Origin of the sequence: Streptomyces sp. NPDC049879 (assembly GCF_044461265.1) — a bacterium.
Lineage (GTDB): Bacteria > Actinomycetota > Actinomycetes > Streptomycetales > Streptomycetaceae > Streptomyces.
Genome location: NZ_JBITKT010000002.1, coordinates 220775 through 238540, shown reverse-complemented (window position 1 = coordinate 238540; position 17766 = coordinate 220775). Strand labels below are relative to the sequence as shown.

The window sequence follows — 17766 nt, the reverse complement described above, 5'->3', positions numbered from 1 at the left end:
CCGGTCGGTGGACCCCGGGTCCTGTGGGGGGTGGGGACGGGGGTCAGGTCAGGACGTTCAGAAGGCCGCTTCGTCCAGGTCCATCAGGGACAGGTCCGTGTTCTCGGCCGTCTCGCGCGCCACCGCGACGCTCGGCAGGACCGTCGCCGCGAAGTGCCGGGCGGCCGCGACCTTGCCCGCGTAGAACGCCTTGTCCCGCGCGCCCGCGTCCGGCAGCCTGGCCGCCGCCACGGCCGCGCCGCGCAGCAGCAGGTAGGCCACCACGACGTCGCCCGCCGCCATCAGGAACGGCGTCGTGTTCAGCCCGACCTTGTAGAGCGCGCGGACGTCCTTCTCGGTGCCCGCCAGGTCCGTCAGCAGCACGCCCACCAGGCGCTCCAGCTCGCCGACCGCGCGCGCCAGCTGCTCGCGGGCGCCCGCCAGGCCGTCGCCGCCGGGTGCCTCGGCGAGGAACTTCTTGATCTCCTCGGCCAGCGACGTGAGGGCCACGCCCTGGTTGCGGACGATCTTGCGGAAGAAGAAGTCCTGCCCCTGGATCGCGGTCGTGCCCTCGTACAGGGTGTCGATCTTGGCGTCCCGGATGTACTGCTCGATCGGGTACTCCTGCAGGTAGCCGGAGCCGCCGAGGGTCTGGAGCGACTCGGCGAGCTGCTGGTAGGAGCGCTCCGAGCCGTAGCCCTTGAGGACGGGCAGCAGCAGGTCGTTCATCGCCTCGTCGGCGGAGGCGTCCTCGCCCGCCGCCTCCTTGACGAGGATCGCGTCCTGCACGCACGCGGTGTAGAGGACGAGGGCGCGCATGCCCTCGGCGTACGCCTTCTGCGTCATGAGGGAACGGCGCACGTCCGGGTGGTGCGTGATCGTGACGCGCGGGGCGGACTTGTCGGCGAACTGCGTGAGGTCCGGGCCCTGGACGCGCTCCTTGGCGTACTCCAGCGCGTTCAGGTAGCCGGTGGAGAGCGTGGCGATGGCCTTGGTGCCGACCATCATGCGGGCGAACTCGATGATCTTGAACATCTGCCGGATGCCCTCGTGCTTCTCGCCGAGCAGCCAGCCGCGCGCCGGGGTGCCGTGCGCGCCGAACGTCAGCTCGCACGTGTTGGAGACCTTGAGGCCCATCTTGTGCTCGACGTTCGTGGCGTAGACGCCGTTGCGCTCGCCCAGCTCGCCGGTGTCCCAGTCGAAGTCGTACTTCGGCACGATGAACAGCGACAGGCCCTTGGTGCCGGGGCCGTGGCCCTCGGGGCGCGCCAGGACGAAGTGGATGATGTTGTCCGACAGGTCGTGCTCGCCCGAGGTGATGAAGCGCTTCACGCCCTCGATGTGCCAGGAGCCGTCCTCCTGCCGCACCGCCTTCGCGCGGCCCGCGCCGACGTCGGAGCCCGCGTCGGGCTCGGTCAGCACCATCGTGGAGGCCCAGCGCCTGTCCACCATCAGCTGGGCGATCTTGTGCTGCTCCTCGGTGCCCTCGTCGTAGAGGACGCGGCCGAAGGTCGGGCCCGAGCCGTACATCCAGATCGCCGGGTTGGAGCCGAGGATGTTCTCGCCCGCCGCCCAGACGAGGGAGCGGGGGGCGGTGAGGCCGCCCAGCTCCTCGCCGATGCTCAGCCGCCACCACTCGGCGTCCATGTAGGCGCGGAAGCTCTTCTTGAACGACTCGGGCAGCGGCGCGGTGTGCGTCTCCGGGTCGAAGACGGGCGGGTTGCGGTCGCCGTCCACGTAGGAGGCCGCCAGCTCGTTCTCGGCGAGGCGGGCGATCTCGGCGAGCATGCTGCGTGCGGTGTCGGGATCGGTCTCCTGGAACGGCCCCGTGCCGTACACCTTGTCGCGGCCGAGGACCTCGAACAGGTTGAACTCGATGTCGCGGAGATTCGACTTGTAGTGACCCATGACGGCGACTCCGTAGGTGTCGGTGCGGTGCGCGTGCGGCGGCCGGGCTTTCGTACCGGCAGGTAACACCCATAGTGCTACCCGTCGGTAATAAGAAGCAAGCGGAAACCGGTCAACTGTGAGTCAGTACTCTTACCGGCATGTACGGCTACGACAACCAGTCGGCCTATCAGGGCCAGCAGCAGCCCTACGGAAACCAGCAGCCGCTCGCGGGGTACGGCGGCCAGCAGCACTATCCGGAACAGCAGCAGCAGCCCGCCGCCCCCACGGCCCCGCCGACCCTCGCGGAGGCGCTGCGGGCGTACACCTCGGGGACCCTGTCGAGCGAGGAGTTCCACGACGTCTTCCTCGGCGCGAAGATCTACTGCCCGCGCGGCGAGAACCCCGGCTTCCTCGCGCTGCATACGACGCAGCAGCCGGTGATCCCCCTCTTCAGCTCGCTGAAGGAGCTGCGCCGCTACGCGGGCAAGGAGTCGCGCTACTTCACGGTGACGGGCGGCGAGGTCCTCGACCTGCTGCCGACCGGGTACGGCTTCGCGCTCGACATGGAGGGCGAGCACCGGCTCGTGCTGGACGCGGAGTCGGTGGAGGAGATGGTCGACTACACGATGCGGCGCATGTACGGATGAGCGCGGGGCCGGGTGACCGGGCGGCCGGGGAATGCCGCGGGTCTCGACGGATGTTCACCGTTCAACTACTCTGAGGGCAGTCACCCAGGAGGACCCCATGCCCGCGATCACCGTGGAGAACCCGCTGACCCTGCCGCGCGTCACGGCTCCCGCCGACGCCGCCGCCCGCCCCGTCCGCGCCGTCGTCACCGCCCCCAGCGGCCTGGAGGGCGAGGGCTTCCCCGTCCGCCGCGCCTTCGCGGGCATCAACCACCGTCACCTCGACCCGTTCATCATGATGGACCAGATGGGTGAGGTGGACTACGCGGCGGGCGAGCCCCGGGGCACGCCCTGGCACCCGCACCGGGGCTTCGAGACGGTGACGTACCTGATCGACGGCACCTTCGTGCACCGCGACTCCGAGGGCGGCGGCGGGGTCATCAACGACGGCGACACCCAGTGGATGACCGCCGGGTCCGGGCTGCTGCACATCGAGACGCCGCCCGAGTCGCTCGTCATGTCCGGCGGCCTCTTCCACGGCATCCAGCTGTGGGTGAACCTGCCCGCCAGGAACAAGATGGCCACCCCCCGCTACCAGGACATCGGCGGCGGCAACGTGCGCCTCCTCACCTCGGACGACGGCGGCGCGCTGATCCGCCTCATCGCGGGCGACCTCGACGGGCACCAGGGCCCCGGCGTCACGTACACGCCCATCACCCTCGTCCACGCCACCGTCTCCCCGGGCGCCGAGCTGACGCTGCCGTGGCGCCGCGACTTCAACGCGCTGGCGTACGTCCTCGCCGGGCGCGGCAGCGCGGGCGCGGCGGGGCGGCCGGTCGAGCTGGGGCAGGCGGTCGTCTTCGGCGAGGGCGAGACGGTCACCGTGCGCGCGGCCGAGCGGCAGGACGGGAACACGCCGTCGCTTGAGGTCATGCTGCTCGGCGGGCAGCCGATCAGGGAGCCGATCGCGCACTACGGCCCGTTCGTCATGAACAGCCACGCCGAACTGGCCCAGGCGTTCGACGACTTCCAGTCCGGCCGCCTCGGCCGCATCCCGGCCGACCACCTCTGACCCGACCCCCGACGACACCGCGCCCACCGGGACGGACCACCGGTCCGCCCCACCGGGCGCGGCCCGTTCCCGGCTCGGTCCTCCTCCCACGGGCGCCGGTCGCGGCCGCATCGGACCGACCCACCGCCGCGCGCCCTTGCCGTGCGCCCCGGGCGCCGCCGTACCGTCGACAGCGGCCGGGTCCCGGTGAGCCCGGCAATCCGTGGAGGGGTACGCCATGACGCGTCAGCCGGCACTGCCGGGACAGCCGTACGAGCCGCCGGAGCCGAGCCCGGACAGCCCGCCCCCGCCCGGCACCGGGCAGCACCGCAAGGAGGAGCCGGAGGACGACGGCGATGCCGGGCAGGGCGAACACACGTGACCCATGACGGGCCGGTGCCTCCGGGTACGGCGCCCGAGTGGGCCGGTGCGTTCCGCGCGCTACCCCGGGCCCTGTTCCTGCCCGCCACCATCTGGCCGTTCGACGGCGTCGCCCGCCCGGCGGTCTCCCGCGCCGACGACCCGACGGGCTGGCTGGCCGCCGCCGGGTCCGACGCCGCCGTGGTCACCCAGTGGGACGACGGCCGCCACACGGGACCGGCGCCCGGCCGGACGCCGACCAGCTCCGCGTCCGCGCCCCCGCTCGTCGCCCGCATGCTCGCCGCGCTCGACGCCGCCCCGGGCGACCGCGTGCTGGAGATCGGTACCGGCACCGGATGGAACGCCGCGCTGCTGTCCCACCGGCTCGGCGACGACGCCGTGACCACCGTCGAGGTCGATCCGCTCGTCGCGGCGCACGCGCGCGACGCCCTCCGCCGCGCCGGGCTCGTCCCGCGCCTGGTCACCGGCGACGGGGCGCGCGGCGTACCCGAGGGAGCGCCGTACGACCGGCTGATCGCGACCTGCGGGATGCGCCACGTCCCCGGGGCCTGGATCGAGCAGACGCGGCCCGGCGGCGTCCTCCTGCTGCCCTGGGGCACCCCGTACAGCCGCCGCGACGCCCTTCTGCGGATCACCGTGGACGAGGACGGGCGGGCCACGGGGCGGTTCCTCCAGCAGGTCGAGTTCATGAAGCTGCGGGCCGACCGCCACCCGTTGCCCGCCTATCCCGACGGCCTGCCGATGACCGACCGCGAGAGCGACGCGTGGCCCCCGGCCGACGACTGGCACCCGTTCGTCTTCGCGGCCGGGCTGCTGCTGGCGGACGCCGCCCACGCCGTCGAACGCCACCCCGACGGGCTCACGCAGTGGCTCTACGACCTGCGCGGCACCGGGTGGACGGCCGCCGTGCGGCGGGACGGTGCGGGTCCCGGCGTATGGGTGCGGCAGGCCGGGGGCCGTGCGCTGTGGGACGAGCTGACAGCCGCCTACGGCTGGTGGACCCGCCACGGACGGCCGGGCGTGGAGCGGTTCGGCGTCACCGTGGAGCGCGGCGGGGCTGTGGCGGTGTGGCTGGACGAGGCGGCGCAGGTCGTCGTGCCGGTCATGAGCCCGCGCTGAGGGGGCCCTCGCGCAGTTCGAACCATGTCGTCTTGCCCATGCCGCGCGGCTGGTAGCCCCACGCGTCGGCCAGGGAGTCCATCAGCTGCAGGCCCCGGCCGGTCGTCGCCAGTTCGCCGGGGTCGCGCAGGTGGGGGAGCTGGTCGCTGTCGTCGCTGACCTCGACGCGCAGCAGCCGTTCGCCCGGGGGGCCGCTCAGCTCGGCGACGAGCAGGGCGTCGCCGTCCGTGTGCGTCAGCACGTTCGTCACGATCTCCGAGAGCATCAGCACCGCGCCGAAGACGCGCTCCGGGTCGTCCCAGTCGCGCAGCATCTCGCCGACCTGGCGGCGGCCCTGGGCGATCCTGGCCGGCTCGTCCTGCCCGATCGTCAGCACGACCCGCCGCACGGTCTCGCCGGTGTCCGCGCGGCGTTCGCCGCCCGGTCTGCGCAGCAGCATCAGCGCGATGTCGTCCCGGTCGTCGTCCTGGCCCGCGCCCGGCTGCCCCGGGGGGCCCTGCACGGTGTCCACCAGCGTGTCCGCCAGGTCCTCCAGGTGCATGCCGCGCAGGCCCCGCACGGCGTTGGCCAGGCGCGCCCAGCCGGTGTCGAGGTCGTGGTGGCCCGTCTCCACGAGGCCGTCCGTGACGAGCAGCAGCGTCTCGCCCGGCTGGAGGACGAGGCGGGTCGTCGGGTAGTCGTCCTCCGGGCCGACGCCGAGGGGCAGGCCGCCCGCCGTGGGGCGGGTCACGAGCGTGCCGTCCTCGAAGATCATCGCGGGGTCGGGGTGCCCGGCGCGGACGATGTCGAGCGTCCCGGTCGGGGGATCGACCTGGACGTACAGGCAGGTGGCGAAGCGCGGGTCGTCGCGCGTGTGCTCCAGGGCGGCGAGGAAGCGCGCGGCCCGGTTCACCACGGCGTCCGGCCGGTGGCCCTCGGCGGCGTACGCGCGCACGGCGATCCGCAGCTGCGCCATGACGGCGGCGGCCCGTACGTCGTGGCCCTGCACGTCGCCGATCACGAGCGCGACGCGGCCGTCCGGCAGGGGGATGACGTCGTACCAGTCGCCGCCGACCTTCAGCCCGCCGCCGGTGGGGACGTACCGCGCCGCCATCAGCACGCCGGGCACGGCGGGCGTCGGGCCGGGGGCCATCGTGTTCTGGAGGTCGGCCGTCAGCTCGCGTTCGGTGTCCTGGAGGAACGTGCGCGACAGCGCCTGCGCGAGCAGCCGCGCCAGGGTGGAGAGCATGGCGCGGTTGTCGATCGTGAAGTCCACGTGCGAGGAGAACGCGACCAGCCAGACGCCGATGATCCGCCCGGCCACCACCAGCGGCAGGTAGGCCCACGAGGCGTAGCCGTACTTGCGGATCGCGGGCCAGAAGTCGGGGTAGCGCGTCGCGTAGTCCTCGGGCGTCCCGATGTACACGGCGTGGCCGGTGCGCATGGCCTCGGCGGCGGGGTACGGGCTGGACAGCGGGAGGGGGAAGCCGAGGTTGTCGACGCTGAGCGGCGTCCCGTGGTGCTCGGCCATCCAGATGCGGTCGCCCTCACGCGTGAAGACCGCGAAGCCGTCGGGCGAGAAGCCGGGCATCGCGAGGGACGCGGCCGTGCGCAGGGCCTCGGCGGTGCTGTGGGCCTCCGACAAGGCCTGGCCCGCGTCCAGGAGGAACGCCTCGCGGGCGCGCCGCCAGTCCCAGTCCTCGGCGGCCATCCGCCGCTCGCCGCCCTCGTCCTCGGGGCGCCGCACGGCCACCACCGTGCCGACCGGCCCCGCCACTCCGCCGCCCTCGTCGCCGGACCCGTCGTCCCCGGCCTCGTCCGGGCGCCGCCCGGGCATGCCCACCCGCAGGTGCAGCGTCCGCAGCACCTCGCCGTCCTCCGTCACGAGGCGGAACTCCGCCTCGGCGATGCGCGCCTCCGCCTCGGCCATGGCGAAGACCCGCTGGAGCCCGATGTAGTCCTGCACGGGCGTGCGGGAGCGGATCGCCGCCTCGGAGAGGGTGATGGACTGCGCGCCGAGTCCCGCCAGTTCCGCCGCGGTGGCGTCCAGGGTCAGCAGGCGGCGGTTGTCGTCCCAGCTCCAGGTGCCGACCTCGGCGGCCCTCAGCACATCCTCGGTGCGCATAATGCCTCACTTTATGCACATTCGTACCGAAGCGGCGAGCGAAGGTGGGCCGGTAGTCTGAGGGGCCGTCCCCCACCCCGTCTACGACTTTGGACGAACGATGCATCGGTACCGGTCCCACACCTGCGGCGAGCTGCGCTCGGCGGACATCGGCCAGGACGTCCGGCTGTCGGGCTGGCTGCACAATCGCCGGAACCTGGGGGGCATCCTCTTCGTCGACCTGCGCGACCACTACGGCGTCGTCCAGCTCGTGGTCCGCCCCGGCACGGCCGGGTACGACGCGGTGAGCGAGCGGCTCGGCTCCCTCTCCAAGGAGACCGTCCTGCGCGTGGACGGCACGGTCACCGGGCGCGGCGCCGAGAACGTCAACCCGGAGCTGGCCACCGGCGAGATCGAGATCGAGGTCTCCGACGTCGAGGTCCTGGGCGCCGCCGAGCAGATCCCGTTCACCATCAACGCGGACGACGGCGTCGGCGAGGAGCGGCGCCTGGAGTACCGCTTCCTCGACCTGCGCCGCGAGCGCATGCACCGCAACATCATGCTGCGCTCCGCCGTCATCGCCGCCATCCGGCAGAAGATGACCGCGCTGGGGTTCAACGAGCTGACGACGCCGATCCTCTCCGCCACCTCGCCCGAGGGCGCGCGGGACTTCCTCGTGCCGTCGCGCCTGCACCCGGGCACGTTCTACGCGCTGCCGCAGGCGCCGCAGCAGTTCAAGCAGCTGCTGATGATCGCGGGCTTCGACCGCTACTTCCAGATCGCGCCCTGCTTCCGTGACGAGGACGCGCGGGCGGACCGGTCGCCGGGCGAGTTCTACCAGCTCGACGTCGAGATGAGCTTCGTCGAGCAGGAGGACGTCTTCGGGGTCATCGAGAAGGTGATGACCGAGCTGTTCGTGGAGTTCGGCGGCGGGCGGCACGTCACCTCGCCGTTCCCGCGCATCCCGTTCCGCGAGGCCATGCTGAAGTACGGCTCGGACAAGCCCGACCTGCGGGCCAGGCTCGAACTGACCGATGTCTCCGGCATCTTCGCGGGCTCGGACTTCAAGGCGTTCGCGGGCAAGCACGTGCGGGCCCTCGCGGTGCCGGACACGGCGGCGCAGCCGCGCAAGTTCTTCGACCAGCTGGGTGAGTTCGCCGTGGGGCTCGGCGCCAAGGGCCTGGCGTGGGTGCGGGTCGGCGAGGACCGGACGCTGACCGGGCCGATCGCCAAGTTCCTCACCGAGGCGGACACCGCCGCGCTGCTCGACGCGCTGGACGCGGGCCCCGGCACGGCGGTCTTCTTCGGCGCGGGCGAGTTCGACGAGGTCTCGAAGGTCATGGGCGCCGTGCGCGTCGAGGCCGCCCGCCGCGCCGGGCACTTCGAGGAGAACGTCTTCCGCTTCTGCTGGATCGTGGACTTCCCCATGTTCGAGCGCAACGAGGACACCGGGCAGATCGAGTTCTCGCACAACCCGTTCTCCATGCCGCAGGGCGGCCTCGACGCGCTGGAGGGCAAGGACCCACTGGACGTCCTGGCCTGGCAGTACGACATCGTGTGCAACGGCGTCGAGCTGTCGTCCGGCGCGATCAGGAACCACGAGCCGGAGATCATGTACCGCGCGTTCGAGATCGCCGGCTACAGCCGCGAGGAGGTCGAGCGCGAGTTCGGCGGCATGCTCCGCGCGTTCCACTTCGGTGCCCCGCCGCACGGCGGCATCGCCCCGGGCGTGGACCGTATCGTGATGCTGCTCGCGGACGAGCCGAACATCCGCGAGACCATCGCGTTCCCCCTCAACGGCAACGCGCAGGACCTCCTCATGGGCGCCCCCAGCCCGGTGGACGAGACACGCCTGCGCGAGCTGCACCTGTCGCTGCGCCCCTCGGCCAAGGGACAGCAGAAGCAGTCCTGACCACCCACCCGGCGCCCCCGGCCCGCCCACGCGCGGCGGGCCGGGGGCGCCGCGGTGTGCCGTGCCCAGCCCCGTGCAGCTCAGCCCAGCCGCGACCGGCGGCCGGGCCCGGCCAGGCGTCGGCACCGCGTCGGCCGACGGGCCCGGCGCCCACCCCGGACGTGACGCGGGCTGCGCCATCCGCCAGCCCCGGCGGCTGCGGCAGGCACCGGCGGGATGCCCGGACGCCCCGTTCCGGCTCGTGCCCCCCGCCCCTTCACGCGTCCCGCGCCGGGCGTGGCCGCCCGTCCGGTCCCGGACGACCGGCCACGCGCGCGGGCCGGGCTACAGGCCGAACTCCGTCGGGTTCAGGCCCAGCGCGCCGCACGCCTCCCGGATCACCTGGGCCTCGGCCTGTGCGAAGTAGCCGTCGGCGCCCGCGACCACCATGCCCGTCTGGATCACCGCCCGCGCCTCGGCCGGCTTCTTCGCGACCTTGGCGATCTCCTGCATGGCCTCCGCCTTCCCGGTGACGAAGCTGCGCACCAGGTGGTCCACGTGCTTGTTGAACCGCTGGCGCAGCTGGTCGGCCGGGAAGTTCTGGAGCACGTCGTTGTTCAGGATCATCTGCTCCACGTTCTGCCGCTCGGCGGGATCGACCGACCCGTCCGCCGCCGCGACCAGCGCGCACATCGCCATGCTGGCGTCACGGTAGCCGCCGCTCTTCAGCTCGGTCTTCATCGAGCTGAGCTGGGACTTCAGCGCGCCGATGATCGCGGACTTGGTGCCGCCCTGGCCGCCGCCGTGCCCCCCGTGGCCGCTGCCGTGGCCCGCGCCCCGGTTCCCGCCCAGGCCCGGCAGACCGCCCGACCGGCCGCCCGTCGCACCCTTGATCTTGTCCCACATCGCCATCGTCCCGTTACCTCCCGTATCCGGTGTCCTCGCCCCGTCAACGGTCACGGACCGCAGTCAGTTCCGCCGCACTGTCACTCGATGGGGTGACCTTGTGGCCTTCTCCGGGGGATTCAGGTCACCGTCCGTGAACGAGGGCGTCGCCGGGCTGCCGAACGCGCGGCGATGCCGCAGGCTGGACGCATGGCACCGCTCGCACGCATCGTCGTCCAGCCGCCCGCCCCCGGTGGCCGCCGCGTCCGCGCGGGCGGCGAGGATCTCGGTCTGGCACGCTCCCCGGCCGAACTGATCGAGTTCCTCCGCAGGGCCGGGCTCGACCCCGACGACATACGGCTCGACGACCCCACCCTGATCGAATGGCGCGGCGGCGGACCCGAGAGCTGGCCCCTCACCGGCTGACCCCGCCCGCCCCCAGCACGCCCACCACGAGCGGCGCGTCCCGCCGCCGGACGACGACCCGGACCAGCGTCCCCCCGTCGCGGCACTCGACGACGATCCCGTCACGCCCGTACGCGCGCGCCTCGCCCGGCGGGTCGTCCCGCAGGAACGGCCGGACGCCCAGCACCGTCAGCGTCGGCGGAAGCGGCTCGCACGCGATGCGGCCCCCGGGATCGGCCATCGCCGCCGGGGCGCCCTCGCCCAGCCGCAGGAAGCCGTGTGTCCCCACGCCGTACGGGACATCGCCGTGCACGTCCGCCCGCAGCACCGTCCGTTCCACGGGCGTGACGGGCGTGATCCGGAGGGCGTCCGCCGCGCGCCGCAGCCTCCACCGGACGGCCAGGACGGTGACGACGGCGACCGCCGGCACAGCCGCCACCGTGACGACGAGCGCGGCCGCCGCGCTGTCGGCCGCCAGGGCGCCCAGGAACCCGGCGGCGCTCTCGGCCGCGCACCCCGCGACCACCATGCCCGTCTGCCAGGGGCGGGCGGGCATCGCGGCGCGGTAGCGGTGACGGTGCCACCAGGCGACCCACACCGTGCCGCAGCCGAGCGGAAGGCCGGGGAGCGCCAGGCCGAGCGGCAGCCGCCACGCGCCGACGGGCGACGCCTCGGTGCGCTGCGCGGCGTCGCCGGACCGCACGGCACGGGCGGCGCCGCGCCAGTACTCGACCGTCACCGCGTCACCCGGCCGCACCGACCCGTACACCGGGCTCGTCCCGTCCATCTCGACGCGCCGCGCGGTCTCCGCGCCGTCCTCCACGACGACGAGCGCGTACACGACGGCCCTGCCCCTGCGCCGCTCGTCCCGGGCCTCCACGGTCGCCGGGACGAGGGCCAGGCAGGCGCCGGTCCGTGTGCCGGGCGGGCAGGGGGACGCGCCGAGGTAGGCGCGCTCGGCCGACACCCTGCCCGGCACCAGGCTCAGCAGCCAGACGCACGCCAGGACCGAGAGCAGCCCGAGGACCGCGAGCGGGACCGCCCGTACCCGCCCGGGGCCGCGCGCCGGCCGTCCACCGGCCGTCACACCGGCCCCCTCGCGCCCCTCGGCCGCCTCGGGGCGGGGGTCTCGGCGCCGAGAGCGCCCAGCACGAGGGGCGCGTCGCGCAGCAGCGTTCCGAGCAGGACAGGGGCGTCACCGTCGCGGCACTCGATCGCCACACCTTTGCGCCCGCCGGAGGACCCCACCAGTCCGGGGGGATCACCGCGCAGGAACGCCCTGACGCGTACCGCGGTCAGCGTCGGCGGAAGCAGCAGTTCCCGCAGCGCGGGATCCGCGATGTGGCCCGCCGCCAGGCAGCCCGGCCCGTCGGCGATGCCTGGGGCGTCCCCTTCGACGTGCACCAACAGGACGCTGCCGGGCTTCGGCGCTTCGGGCCGGACGGCGGCCACGGCACTCTCCCGTCTCCGCTGTCGCCACCAGGAGACGGCGCAGGTGACGCCGAGCACCGGCGGTGTGGCCAGGGCCATGACCACATAGGCCTCGTCCAGGGTGTCGGCCACCCAGCTGCAGACGATGCCGACGCCTCCCAGGGGCAAGAGTGCGCTTGACGCCGCCATCACCTGCCACTGGTGCGCCGGCATGTCGGCCCGGTGGTGCCGGGCGGTCCACCACGCGAACCACAGCAGAACGCTCCCCAGCGGGATCGCCGCGAGCGCGCCGCCGAGCGCCATCGGCCACTCGTGGACGGGCAGCCCCGCGACGTCCTGGTAGGCGCTGCCGTTGTGCACGCTGCGGATCTCGCCCCGCCAGTAGAACAGCGTCAGCCTCTGGCCGCGTTCGGCCGCCTCCCAGACCGGCCCCGGACCCGACATCCGCAGGTCGGCCGGGGTGTCCGTCCGCAGGTCCACGACCGTCAGCCAGTGCCCGCCGTCCCGTTCCTCCCGCAGGATGACGTTGCCGACCGCCCCGCCGACGCACGTGTCGAGCCACAGGCTGGGGGCGCAGTCGTCCGCCGTGAGCCACTCCCGTTCGGAGGGAAGGTCGTCGGGCACCAGGGTCAGCAGCCACCCGGCGGTCAGGAAGGACAGCAGCCCGCCGATGGCCGACGACCACACGGTCCGCCGCCAGCGCCGCGTGTCCCCGTTCTTCCGCCCCTGCCGTCCGGCCATGCCGCTGCCCCCGCTTCCCCCCGGCGGTCCCCCCGGACCTCGTGTTTCACATTCTGTATGCCATTCCTCCACAAAGCCAGACCGTCGTCCGCCGCTGGACGCGATCCAGCGGGTGCCTGGCGGAATGTCGCGCCCCTTGTGTGGAGGGGAGCGGCGGAACGGGCGGTGACCGATGAGTTCTGTCCGTCCGCCGGGTCTGCACCTCCGACACGCGCCACCACGAGCGACGAGGGAACAGGCAGGACATCCGATGAGTGAACCCAGGGGCGGGCCCGCGATCGAGACCGCCGGGCTGGTCAAGACGTTCGGCGAGAAGCGCGCCGTGGACGGCATCGACCTCACCGTGCCCTCCGGCATGGTCTACGGCGTGCTCGGTCCGAACGGCGCGGGCAAGACCACGTTCGTCCGCATGCTCGCCACCCTCGCGCGCCCCGACGGGGGCGAGGCGCGCGTCTTCGGGCACGACGTGGTGCGGGAGGCGGACGCCGTGCGCTCGCGCGTCAGCCTCACCGGGCAGTACGCGTCCGTGGACGAGGACCTGACCGGCCGGGAGAACCTCGTCCTCCTCGCCCGGCTGCTCGGCCACCGCAAGCCGGAGGCCGCGAGCCGCGCCGACCGGCTGCTCGACGCGTTCGGCCTCGGCGAGGCGGCCGGGAAGCAGGCGAAGGCGTACTCGGGCGGCATGCGGCGGCGGCTCGACATCGCCGCGAGCATCCTGAACACGCCCGACCTCCTCTTCCTCGACGAGCCGACGACCGGCCTCGACCCGCGCAGCCGCAACCAGGTGTGGGACATCGTCCGCACCGTCGTCGGGCTCGGCACGACCGTGCTGCTCACCACGCAGTACCTGGACGAGGCCGACCGGCTCGCGGGCCGTATCGCCGTCATCGACCGGGGCCGGGTGATAGCCGAGGGGACGCCTGGCGAGCTGAAGTCGTCGGTCGGCGCGGGCTCCGTGCACGTCAGGCTGCGGGACGCGGCGCGGCGCGACGAGGCGCGCGACCTGCTGGCCGCCGTGCTGGACGCGCCGGTGCAGGAGGCGCAGGACGCGCTGGGACTGACCGCGCGTGTGATGGCGGACGGCGGCACCGGGCCCGCCGAGCTGGCGGCACGCGCCCTCGCCGAACTCGCGGCGCGCGGCATCACGGTGGACGACTTCGCCCTCGGCCAGCCCACCCTGGACGAGGTCTTCCTCGCCCTCACCGACGACGAGCAGCGGCAGGAGGCCGTCATATGAGCATCACGGAAAGCACGGCGGTCGCGAAGGACGCGGACGACGGCGAGCGGGACGCGTACACCCCCAGCCGCGACAGCCTGGCGGCGCTGCTCGCCACCGAGCGCCCGCCCCGGCCGAGCGCGCTGTCCGCGTCGCTCGCCTTCGGCTGGCGGGCGATGCTGAAGATCAAGCACGTGCCGGAGCAGCTGTTCGACGTCACGGTCTTCCCGATCATGATGACGCTGATGTTCACCTACCTCTTCGGCGGCGCCCTGGCGGGCTCGACCAGCGAGTACCTCCAGTACCTGCTGCCGGGCATCATGGTGATGAGCGTCGTGATGACGACGATGTACACCGGCGTCGCCGTCAAGACCGACATCGACAAGGGCGTCTTCGACCGCTTCAGGACGCTGCCCGTGTGGCGCCCGGCCGCCATGGTCGGCTACCTGCTGGGGGACGTCTTCCGCTACGCGACGGCGTCCGTCGTCATCCTGCTCGTCGGGCTCGCCCTCGGCTACCGGCCGGACGGCGGGGTCGTGGGCACGGCGGCGGCGATCGTCCTGCTGGTGGGCTTCTCGTTCGCGTTCTCGTGGGTGTGGACGATGTTCGGCCTGCTGCTGCGCTCGGAGAAGTCGGTGATGGGTGTGAGCATGATGGTGCTGATGCCGCTGACGTTCCTCAGCAACATCCTGGTCGAGCCGGAGACCATGCCCGGCTGGCTGGAGGCGTGCGTGGACGTCAGCCCGGTGACGCGGCTGGTCGCGGCGGTGCGCGGGCTGATGGACGGGCAGGCCGATGCCGGGCAGATCGGCTGGGTGCTCGTCGCGGGCGCGGCGCTGATCGCGGTCTTCGGGACCGTCACCATGCGGCTCTACAACCGGAAGTGAGCCGTCCCCTCCGGGGGGCGGTACGCGCACAGCAGGCCGGTCGTCACCGACTCGCCCAGGTGCGCGGCCAGTTCGGGGTGGTGCGGGGCGAGGCGCCGGAGGCTGTCGCGGATGCGTGCCGTGACGGTCTTCCGCGCCCGTTCCGCCTCGTCGCCGAGCAGCCTGGCCCGGCCGCCGAGACCGGCGGCGGCGCGCAGCTCGGCGAGGAGCGCGGCCCGTTCCTCCTCCAGCGCGGCGGTGCGGTCCCGGTCGCCCGCCGCGCGGTCGAGTTCCGCGTCCAGCGCGTCGAGGCGCCGCCGGTAACGGGCGCGGCCCTCGTCGTCCAGCACCGGGTCGGCGCCCAGCGGCGCGCGGTCGGCGGACGCGGGGTCGAGGAGCCGGAGGGCGGGGATGTCGGTGCCGGGGTTCGCGAGGAGTTCGCGCAGGTCGCGCAGCCCCTTCGCGTCGGGCACGCGGACGGTGCGGCCCGCGTACCGCAGCGTCCACACCTGCCCGTCGAAGCGGAACTCGGCCTCGGGCGCGGCCGGTCCTGGGGCCCGGTCACCGGCGAGCCGCGCCATGCCCAGCGCGGCCGCCTCCCCCGCCGCCTCGGCGCGCAGCGCGGCGGCCGCCTCCGCGTCGCCCGGCGCGCCGCGCGCCGCCAGGGCCGCCGCGAGCCCGGCCCGCGCCTCGGCCGCCGCCGGGCGGGCGCCCATGGCGTCGGCGGCGCGGGCGGCGTCCGTGAAGCCGGCGATCGCCGCGTCCCAGCGCTCCTCGGCCGCGTCGAGCCGCGCCGACCACAGCGTCACCGGGCCGCTGAGGTCGAAGCCGTAGAGCCCGACGGCCCAGGTGCCGAGCAGGGGGGCGAGCGCCGCACGGGCGCGGGCGCAGCGCACGGGATCGCGTGTCGCGGCGGCGGCCGCCGCCTGGAGGCGCAGCCGCAGCGCCTGGACGTGGCGTGAGTGGCTGTCGTGCGCCTCGGCCGCGTCGGACAGCCGTACGGCGGTGCGTACGTCGCCGCGGGCGGCGGCCGTGATGCCCTCCAGCAGGTCGGGGCAGGGGTGCGGCCAGTCGCGTCCGGCGGCGGCGTGCAGCGCGTCCAGTTCGTCGTACGCGCCGCGCGCCAGCAGCAGGGACCAGCGCAGGTGCTCCAAGTAGCCGCGCATGTAGTCGGACTCCTGGCCGCCCGCGCTGCCGACGAAGGAACCGCCTTCCAGCACGCGGCGGCGGAGCTTCTCGGCGTCGTCGAAACGGCCCTGGAAGATGGCGATGGCGCACTCGTCCACGTCCGCGCCCAGCACGAAGCGGGGCACGTTCCGCCGCCGCGCGAAGCGCGCGAAGTCGGCGAGCTGGGCGGCGTACGCCGGGTCGCCGGTCTCCAGCAGGGCGACCCAGCGCAGGGACATGCCGAAGTGTTCGAGGTCCAGATTGTCCGTGCGGCGGGCGACGGCGGTCATCTCCTCGGTGATCGCCACCCGTTCGGCCGCCGTGCCGGGGCCCCAGATGGTGTCGTGGCGGGCGCGCAGGCTGAAGCCGAGCGCCTCGTCGTTCCCGCCGCGCCTGGCCAGCACGGCGACGCGGACGCTCAGGTCGCGGGCGAGCCGCTGGAGCGTCGCGCGGTCCTCCGGCGGCACGGGCGGCTGGTCGCGGCCGAGGAGCCGGTGCGCCTCCACGAGCAGTTCGGCGCGCAGCGCGGCGCGCTCGGCGCCGCGGTGGCCGTGGCCGGTGGACCACTCGATCGACAGGGCGATGCGCGCCATGAGGTCGGGGTCGGCCAGCTCGCGGGCGACGGCGGCGAGTTCGCTCAGGATGCGCCAGGCCTCCACGCCGTCGCTGCCGTTCATGTCCAGCTCGACGGCCAGTTCGAGCCCGGTGAGCAGCCGGTCGCGCGGGCCGACGGCCGCGGCGGTGGCGTACGCGCGGCGCCGGTGGCCGACGGCCTCGTCGTACGCGAGACGGCCCGCGGCCTCCTCGGCCGCCGCCAGCAGCAGGCCGAGGGCGCGGGCGGGCGCGATCTCGGGTCCCGCGAGGTGCGCGTGGCGGGCGAGGTCGGCGGGCGGCATGTGGTCGGCCAGGTCGGGGATGTCGTGCACGGCGTGGACGACGGACGCGTGGGCGCGGCGGCGCACGGGCTCGTCCAGCGACTCGTACACGGTCTCGCGCACGAGGTCGTGCGCGAAGAGGAAGACCCCCTCCACCGCCCCGCCGGCCGCCGTCACCAGCTGCGCCGCCACCGCGGCCGCGAGCAGCCTGTCCACCTCGGCCACGGGCAGCCCGGCCGTCCCGGCGAGCACCTGCCGGTGGAAGCCGCGGCCGAGCACGGCGGCCGTCTCCAGCAGCGCCGCGACGTCCGGCGGCAGCAGCGCGAGGCGCCGCCGCACGGTGTCCCGCACCCCCGGCGGTACGGCGGTGACCGGGCCGCCGCTGTGCCACAGCCGGGCGGCCTGCTCGACGAAGAACGGGTTGCCGCCCGTGCGCCGGTGCACCTCGGCGGCGGCGTCGGGGTCGGGCGGACGCCCGGCGGTCCGTTCGATCAGCGCGGCCACCTCGCCCGGCGCGAGCCCGCCGAGGGGGACGGCGGTGGCGCGGGCGAGCAGCGGCAGCACCAGGTCGCGGGCGGGGTGCCCGGGGGCCTCCACCTCGGCGTCGCGGTAGATGCCGACGAGCAGCAGCGGTTCGAGGGCGGTGTGCCGTACGGCGAAGGCGAGGAGCCGGAGGGAGGCGGGGTCGGCCCAGTGCAGGTCGTCCAGGACGATCATGAGGGGGTGGGTGTGCGAGGCGTCGACCAGGGCAGTCGTCACCGCGTCGTACAGCTCGAAGGACTCGCCCGTCTGGCGTGACGCGTCCCCGCCGCCGCCCGCGCCGCCCGCGAGCAGCGCCGCGACCGCCGGTGGCCAGGGCGCGGCCCCGGTGCCGGCCCGGCGCAGCGCGCGGAGCACCTGGACCCACGGCCAGTAGCCCGGCGCGTTGTCGGAGTCCCAGCAGAAGCCGCCCAGCACGAGCATCCCGCGCGACCTGGCGTCGTCCGCCGCGCCCGCGACGAGCGCCGTCTTCCCGATGCCGGGCTCCCCCGTCACGAGCACCAGGCCGCCGCGGCCCGCGGCGGCCCGGCCGATCCGGTCGCGCAGCACCCCCGCGGCGTGGTCCCGGCCGATCAAATGATCGAACACGTGTTCCTTCCCTTGCGCCATCCGCTGTACGA

14 protein-coding genes are annotated in these 17766 nt (G+C 74.2%); 8 read left to right on the top strand and 6 right to left on the bottom strand.

Annotated elements, in window-relative coordinates:
- Positions 1 to 57: 57 nt before the first annotated feature.
- Positions 58 to 1887, bottom strand: a complete 1830-nt coding sequence (locus ACIBPC_RS07960; RefSeq protein ID WP_398842045.1) for an acyl-CoA dehydrogenase — start codon at positions 1885 to 1887, stop codon at positions 58 to 60.
- Positions 1888 to 2027: 140 nt separating this feature from the next.
- Between ACIBPC_RS07960 and ACIBPC_RS07955 the strand changes: the two genes are divergently transcribed.
- The 4 genes from ACIBPC_RS07955 to ACIBPC_RS07940 all read left to right on the top strand — a co-directional run bounded on the left by ACIBPC_RS07955 (position 2028) and on the right by ACIBPC_RS07940 (position 5046).
- Positions 2028 to 2516, top strand: coding sequence for an SseB family protein (locus ACIBPC_RS07955; RefSeq protein ID WP_362957089.1), 489 nt, complete (start codon positions 2028 to 2030; stop codon positions 2514 to 2516).
- A gap of 97 nt (positions 2517 to 2613) precedes the next feature.
- Positions 2614 to 3567, top strand: a complete 954-nt coding sequence (locus ACIBPC_RS07950; protein ID WP_398842042.1) for a pirin family protein — start codon at positions 2614 to 2616, stop codon at positions 3565 to 3567.
- A gap of 217 nt (positions 3568 to 3784) precedes the next feature.
- Positions 3785 to 3928 carry a hypothetical protein gene (locus ACIBPC_RS07945; protein ID WP_362957094.1) on the top strand — a complete coding sequence of 48 codons (144 nt, stop codon included), beginning with the start codon at positions 3785 to 3787 and terminating at the stop codon, positions 3926 to 3928.
- A 14-nt stretch (positions 3929 to 3942) separates the two neighbouring features.
- Entirely contained in the window at positions 3943 to 5046 is a 1104-nt protein-coding gene (locus ACIBPC_RS07940; protein ID WP_398842041.1) for a methyltransferase domain-containing protein, read from the top strand.
- On the opposite strand, the gene ACIBPC_RS07935 is transcribed toward ACIBPC_RS07940, so the two are convergent.
- A complete protein-coding gene (locus ACIBPC_RS07935) occupies positions 5030 to 7150 on the bottom strand; it encodes a SpoIIE family protein phosphatase (protein ID WP_398842039.1) in 2121 nt (706 codons plus the stop codon). The genes ACIBPC_RS07940 and ACIBPC_RS07935 overlap by 17 nt on opposite strands.
- A gap of 100 nt (positions 7151 to 7250) precedes the next feature.
- Here ACIBPC_RS07935 and aspS point away from each other — a divergent pair, with 100 nt between their 5' ends.
- Complete coding sequence (gene aspS / locus ACIBPC_RS07930) at positions 7251 to 9041, top strand: aspartate--tRNA ligase (RefSeq protein WP_398842037.1); 1791 nt, start codon at positions 7251 to 7253, stop codon at positions 9039 to 9041.
- A gap of 324 nt (positions 9042 to 9365) precedes the next feature.
- On the opposite strand, the gene ACIBPC_RS07925 is transcribed toward aspS, so the two are convergent.
- Positions 9366 to 9932 (bottom strand): TerB family tellurite resistance protein, encoded by a 567-nt coding sequence (locus ACIBPC_RS07925; RefSeq protein ID WP_362957105.1) that lies wholly within the window; start codon positions 9930 to 9932, stop codon positions 9366 to 9368.
- A gap of 183 nt (positions 9933 to 10115) precedes the next feature.
- On the opposite strand from ACIBPC_RS07925, the gene ACIBPC_RS07920 reads away from it, so the two are divergent.
- Positions 10116 to 10331, top strand: coding sequence for a hypothetical protein (locus tag ACIBPC_RS07920; protein ID WP_362957108.1), 216 nt, complete (start codon positions 10116 to 10118; stop codon positions 10329 to 10331).
- On the opposite strand, the gene ACIBPC_RS07915 is transcribed toward ACIBPC_RS07920, so the two are convergent.
- Together ACIBPC_RS07915 and ACIBPC_RS07910 are read right to left on the bottom strand one after the other, a co-directional pair.
- A complete protein-coding gene (locus ACIBPC_RS07915; RefSeq protein WP_398842035.1) occupies positions 10321 to 11397 on the bottom strand; it encodes a hypothetical protein in 1077 nt (358 codons plus the stop codon). The two genes, ACIBPC_RS07920 and ACIBPC_RS07915, sit on opposite strands and share 11 nt — an antisense overlap.
- On the bottom strand, positions 11394 to 12482 hold the full coding sequence (locus tag ACIBPC_RS07910; RefSeq protein ID WP_398842034.1) for a hypothetical protein: 1089 nt from the start codon (positions 12480 to 12482) through the stop codon (positions 11394 to 11396). Before ACIBPC_RS07910 ends, ACIBPC_RS07915 begins: the two co-directional genes overlap by 4 nt.
- A gap of 250 nt (positions 12483 to 12732) precedes the next feature.
- Between ACIBPC_RS07910 and ACIBPC_RS07905 the strand changes: the two genes are divergently transcribed.
- The gene (locus tag ACIBPC_RS07905) at positions 12733 to 13719 is read left to right on the top strand and encodes an ATP-binding cassette domain-containing protein (RefSeq protein WP_398842032.1); all 987 of its coding nucleotides are present in this window, start codon (positions 12733 to 12735) and stop codon (positions 13717 to 13719) included.
- Positions 13716 to 14585 (top strand): ABC transporter permease, encoded by an 870-nt coding sequence (locus ACIBPC_RS07900; protein WP_362957117.1) that lies wholly within the window; start codon positions 13716 to 13718, stop codon positions 14583 to 14585. Before ACIBPC_RS07905 ends, ACIBPC_RS07900 begins: the two co-directional genes overlap by 4 nt.
- On the opposite strand, the gene ACIBPC_RS07895 is transcribed toward ACIBPC_RS07900, so the two are convergent.
- A complete protein-coding gene (locus tag ACIBPC_RS07895; protein WP_398842030.1) occupies positions 14570 to 17734 on the bottom strand; it encodes an ATP-binding protein in 3165 nt (1054 codons plus the stop codon). The two genes, ACIBPC_RS07900 and ACIBPC_RS07895, sit on opposite strands and share 16 nt — an antisense overlap.
- Positions 17735 to 17766 lie beyond the last annotated feature (32 nt).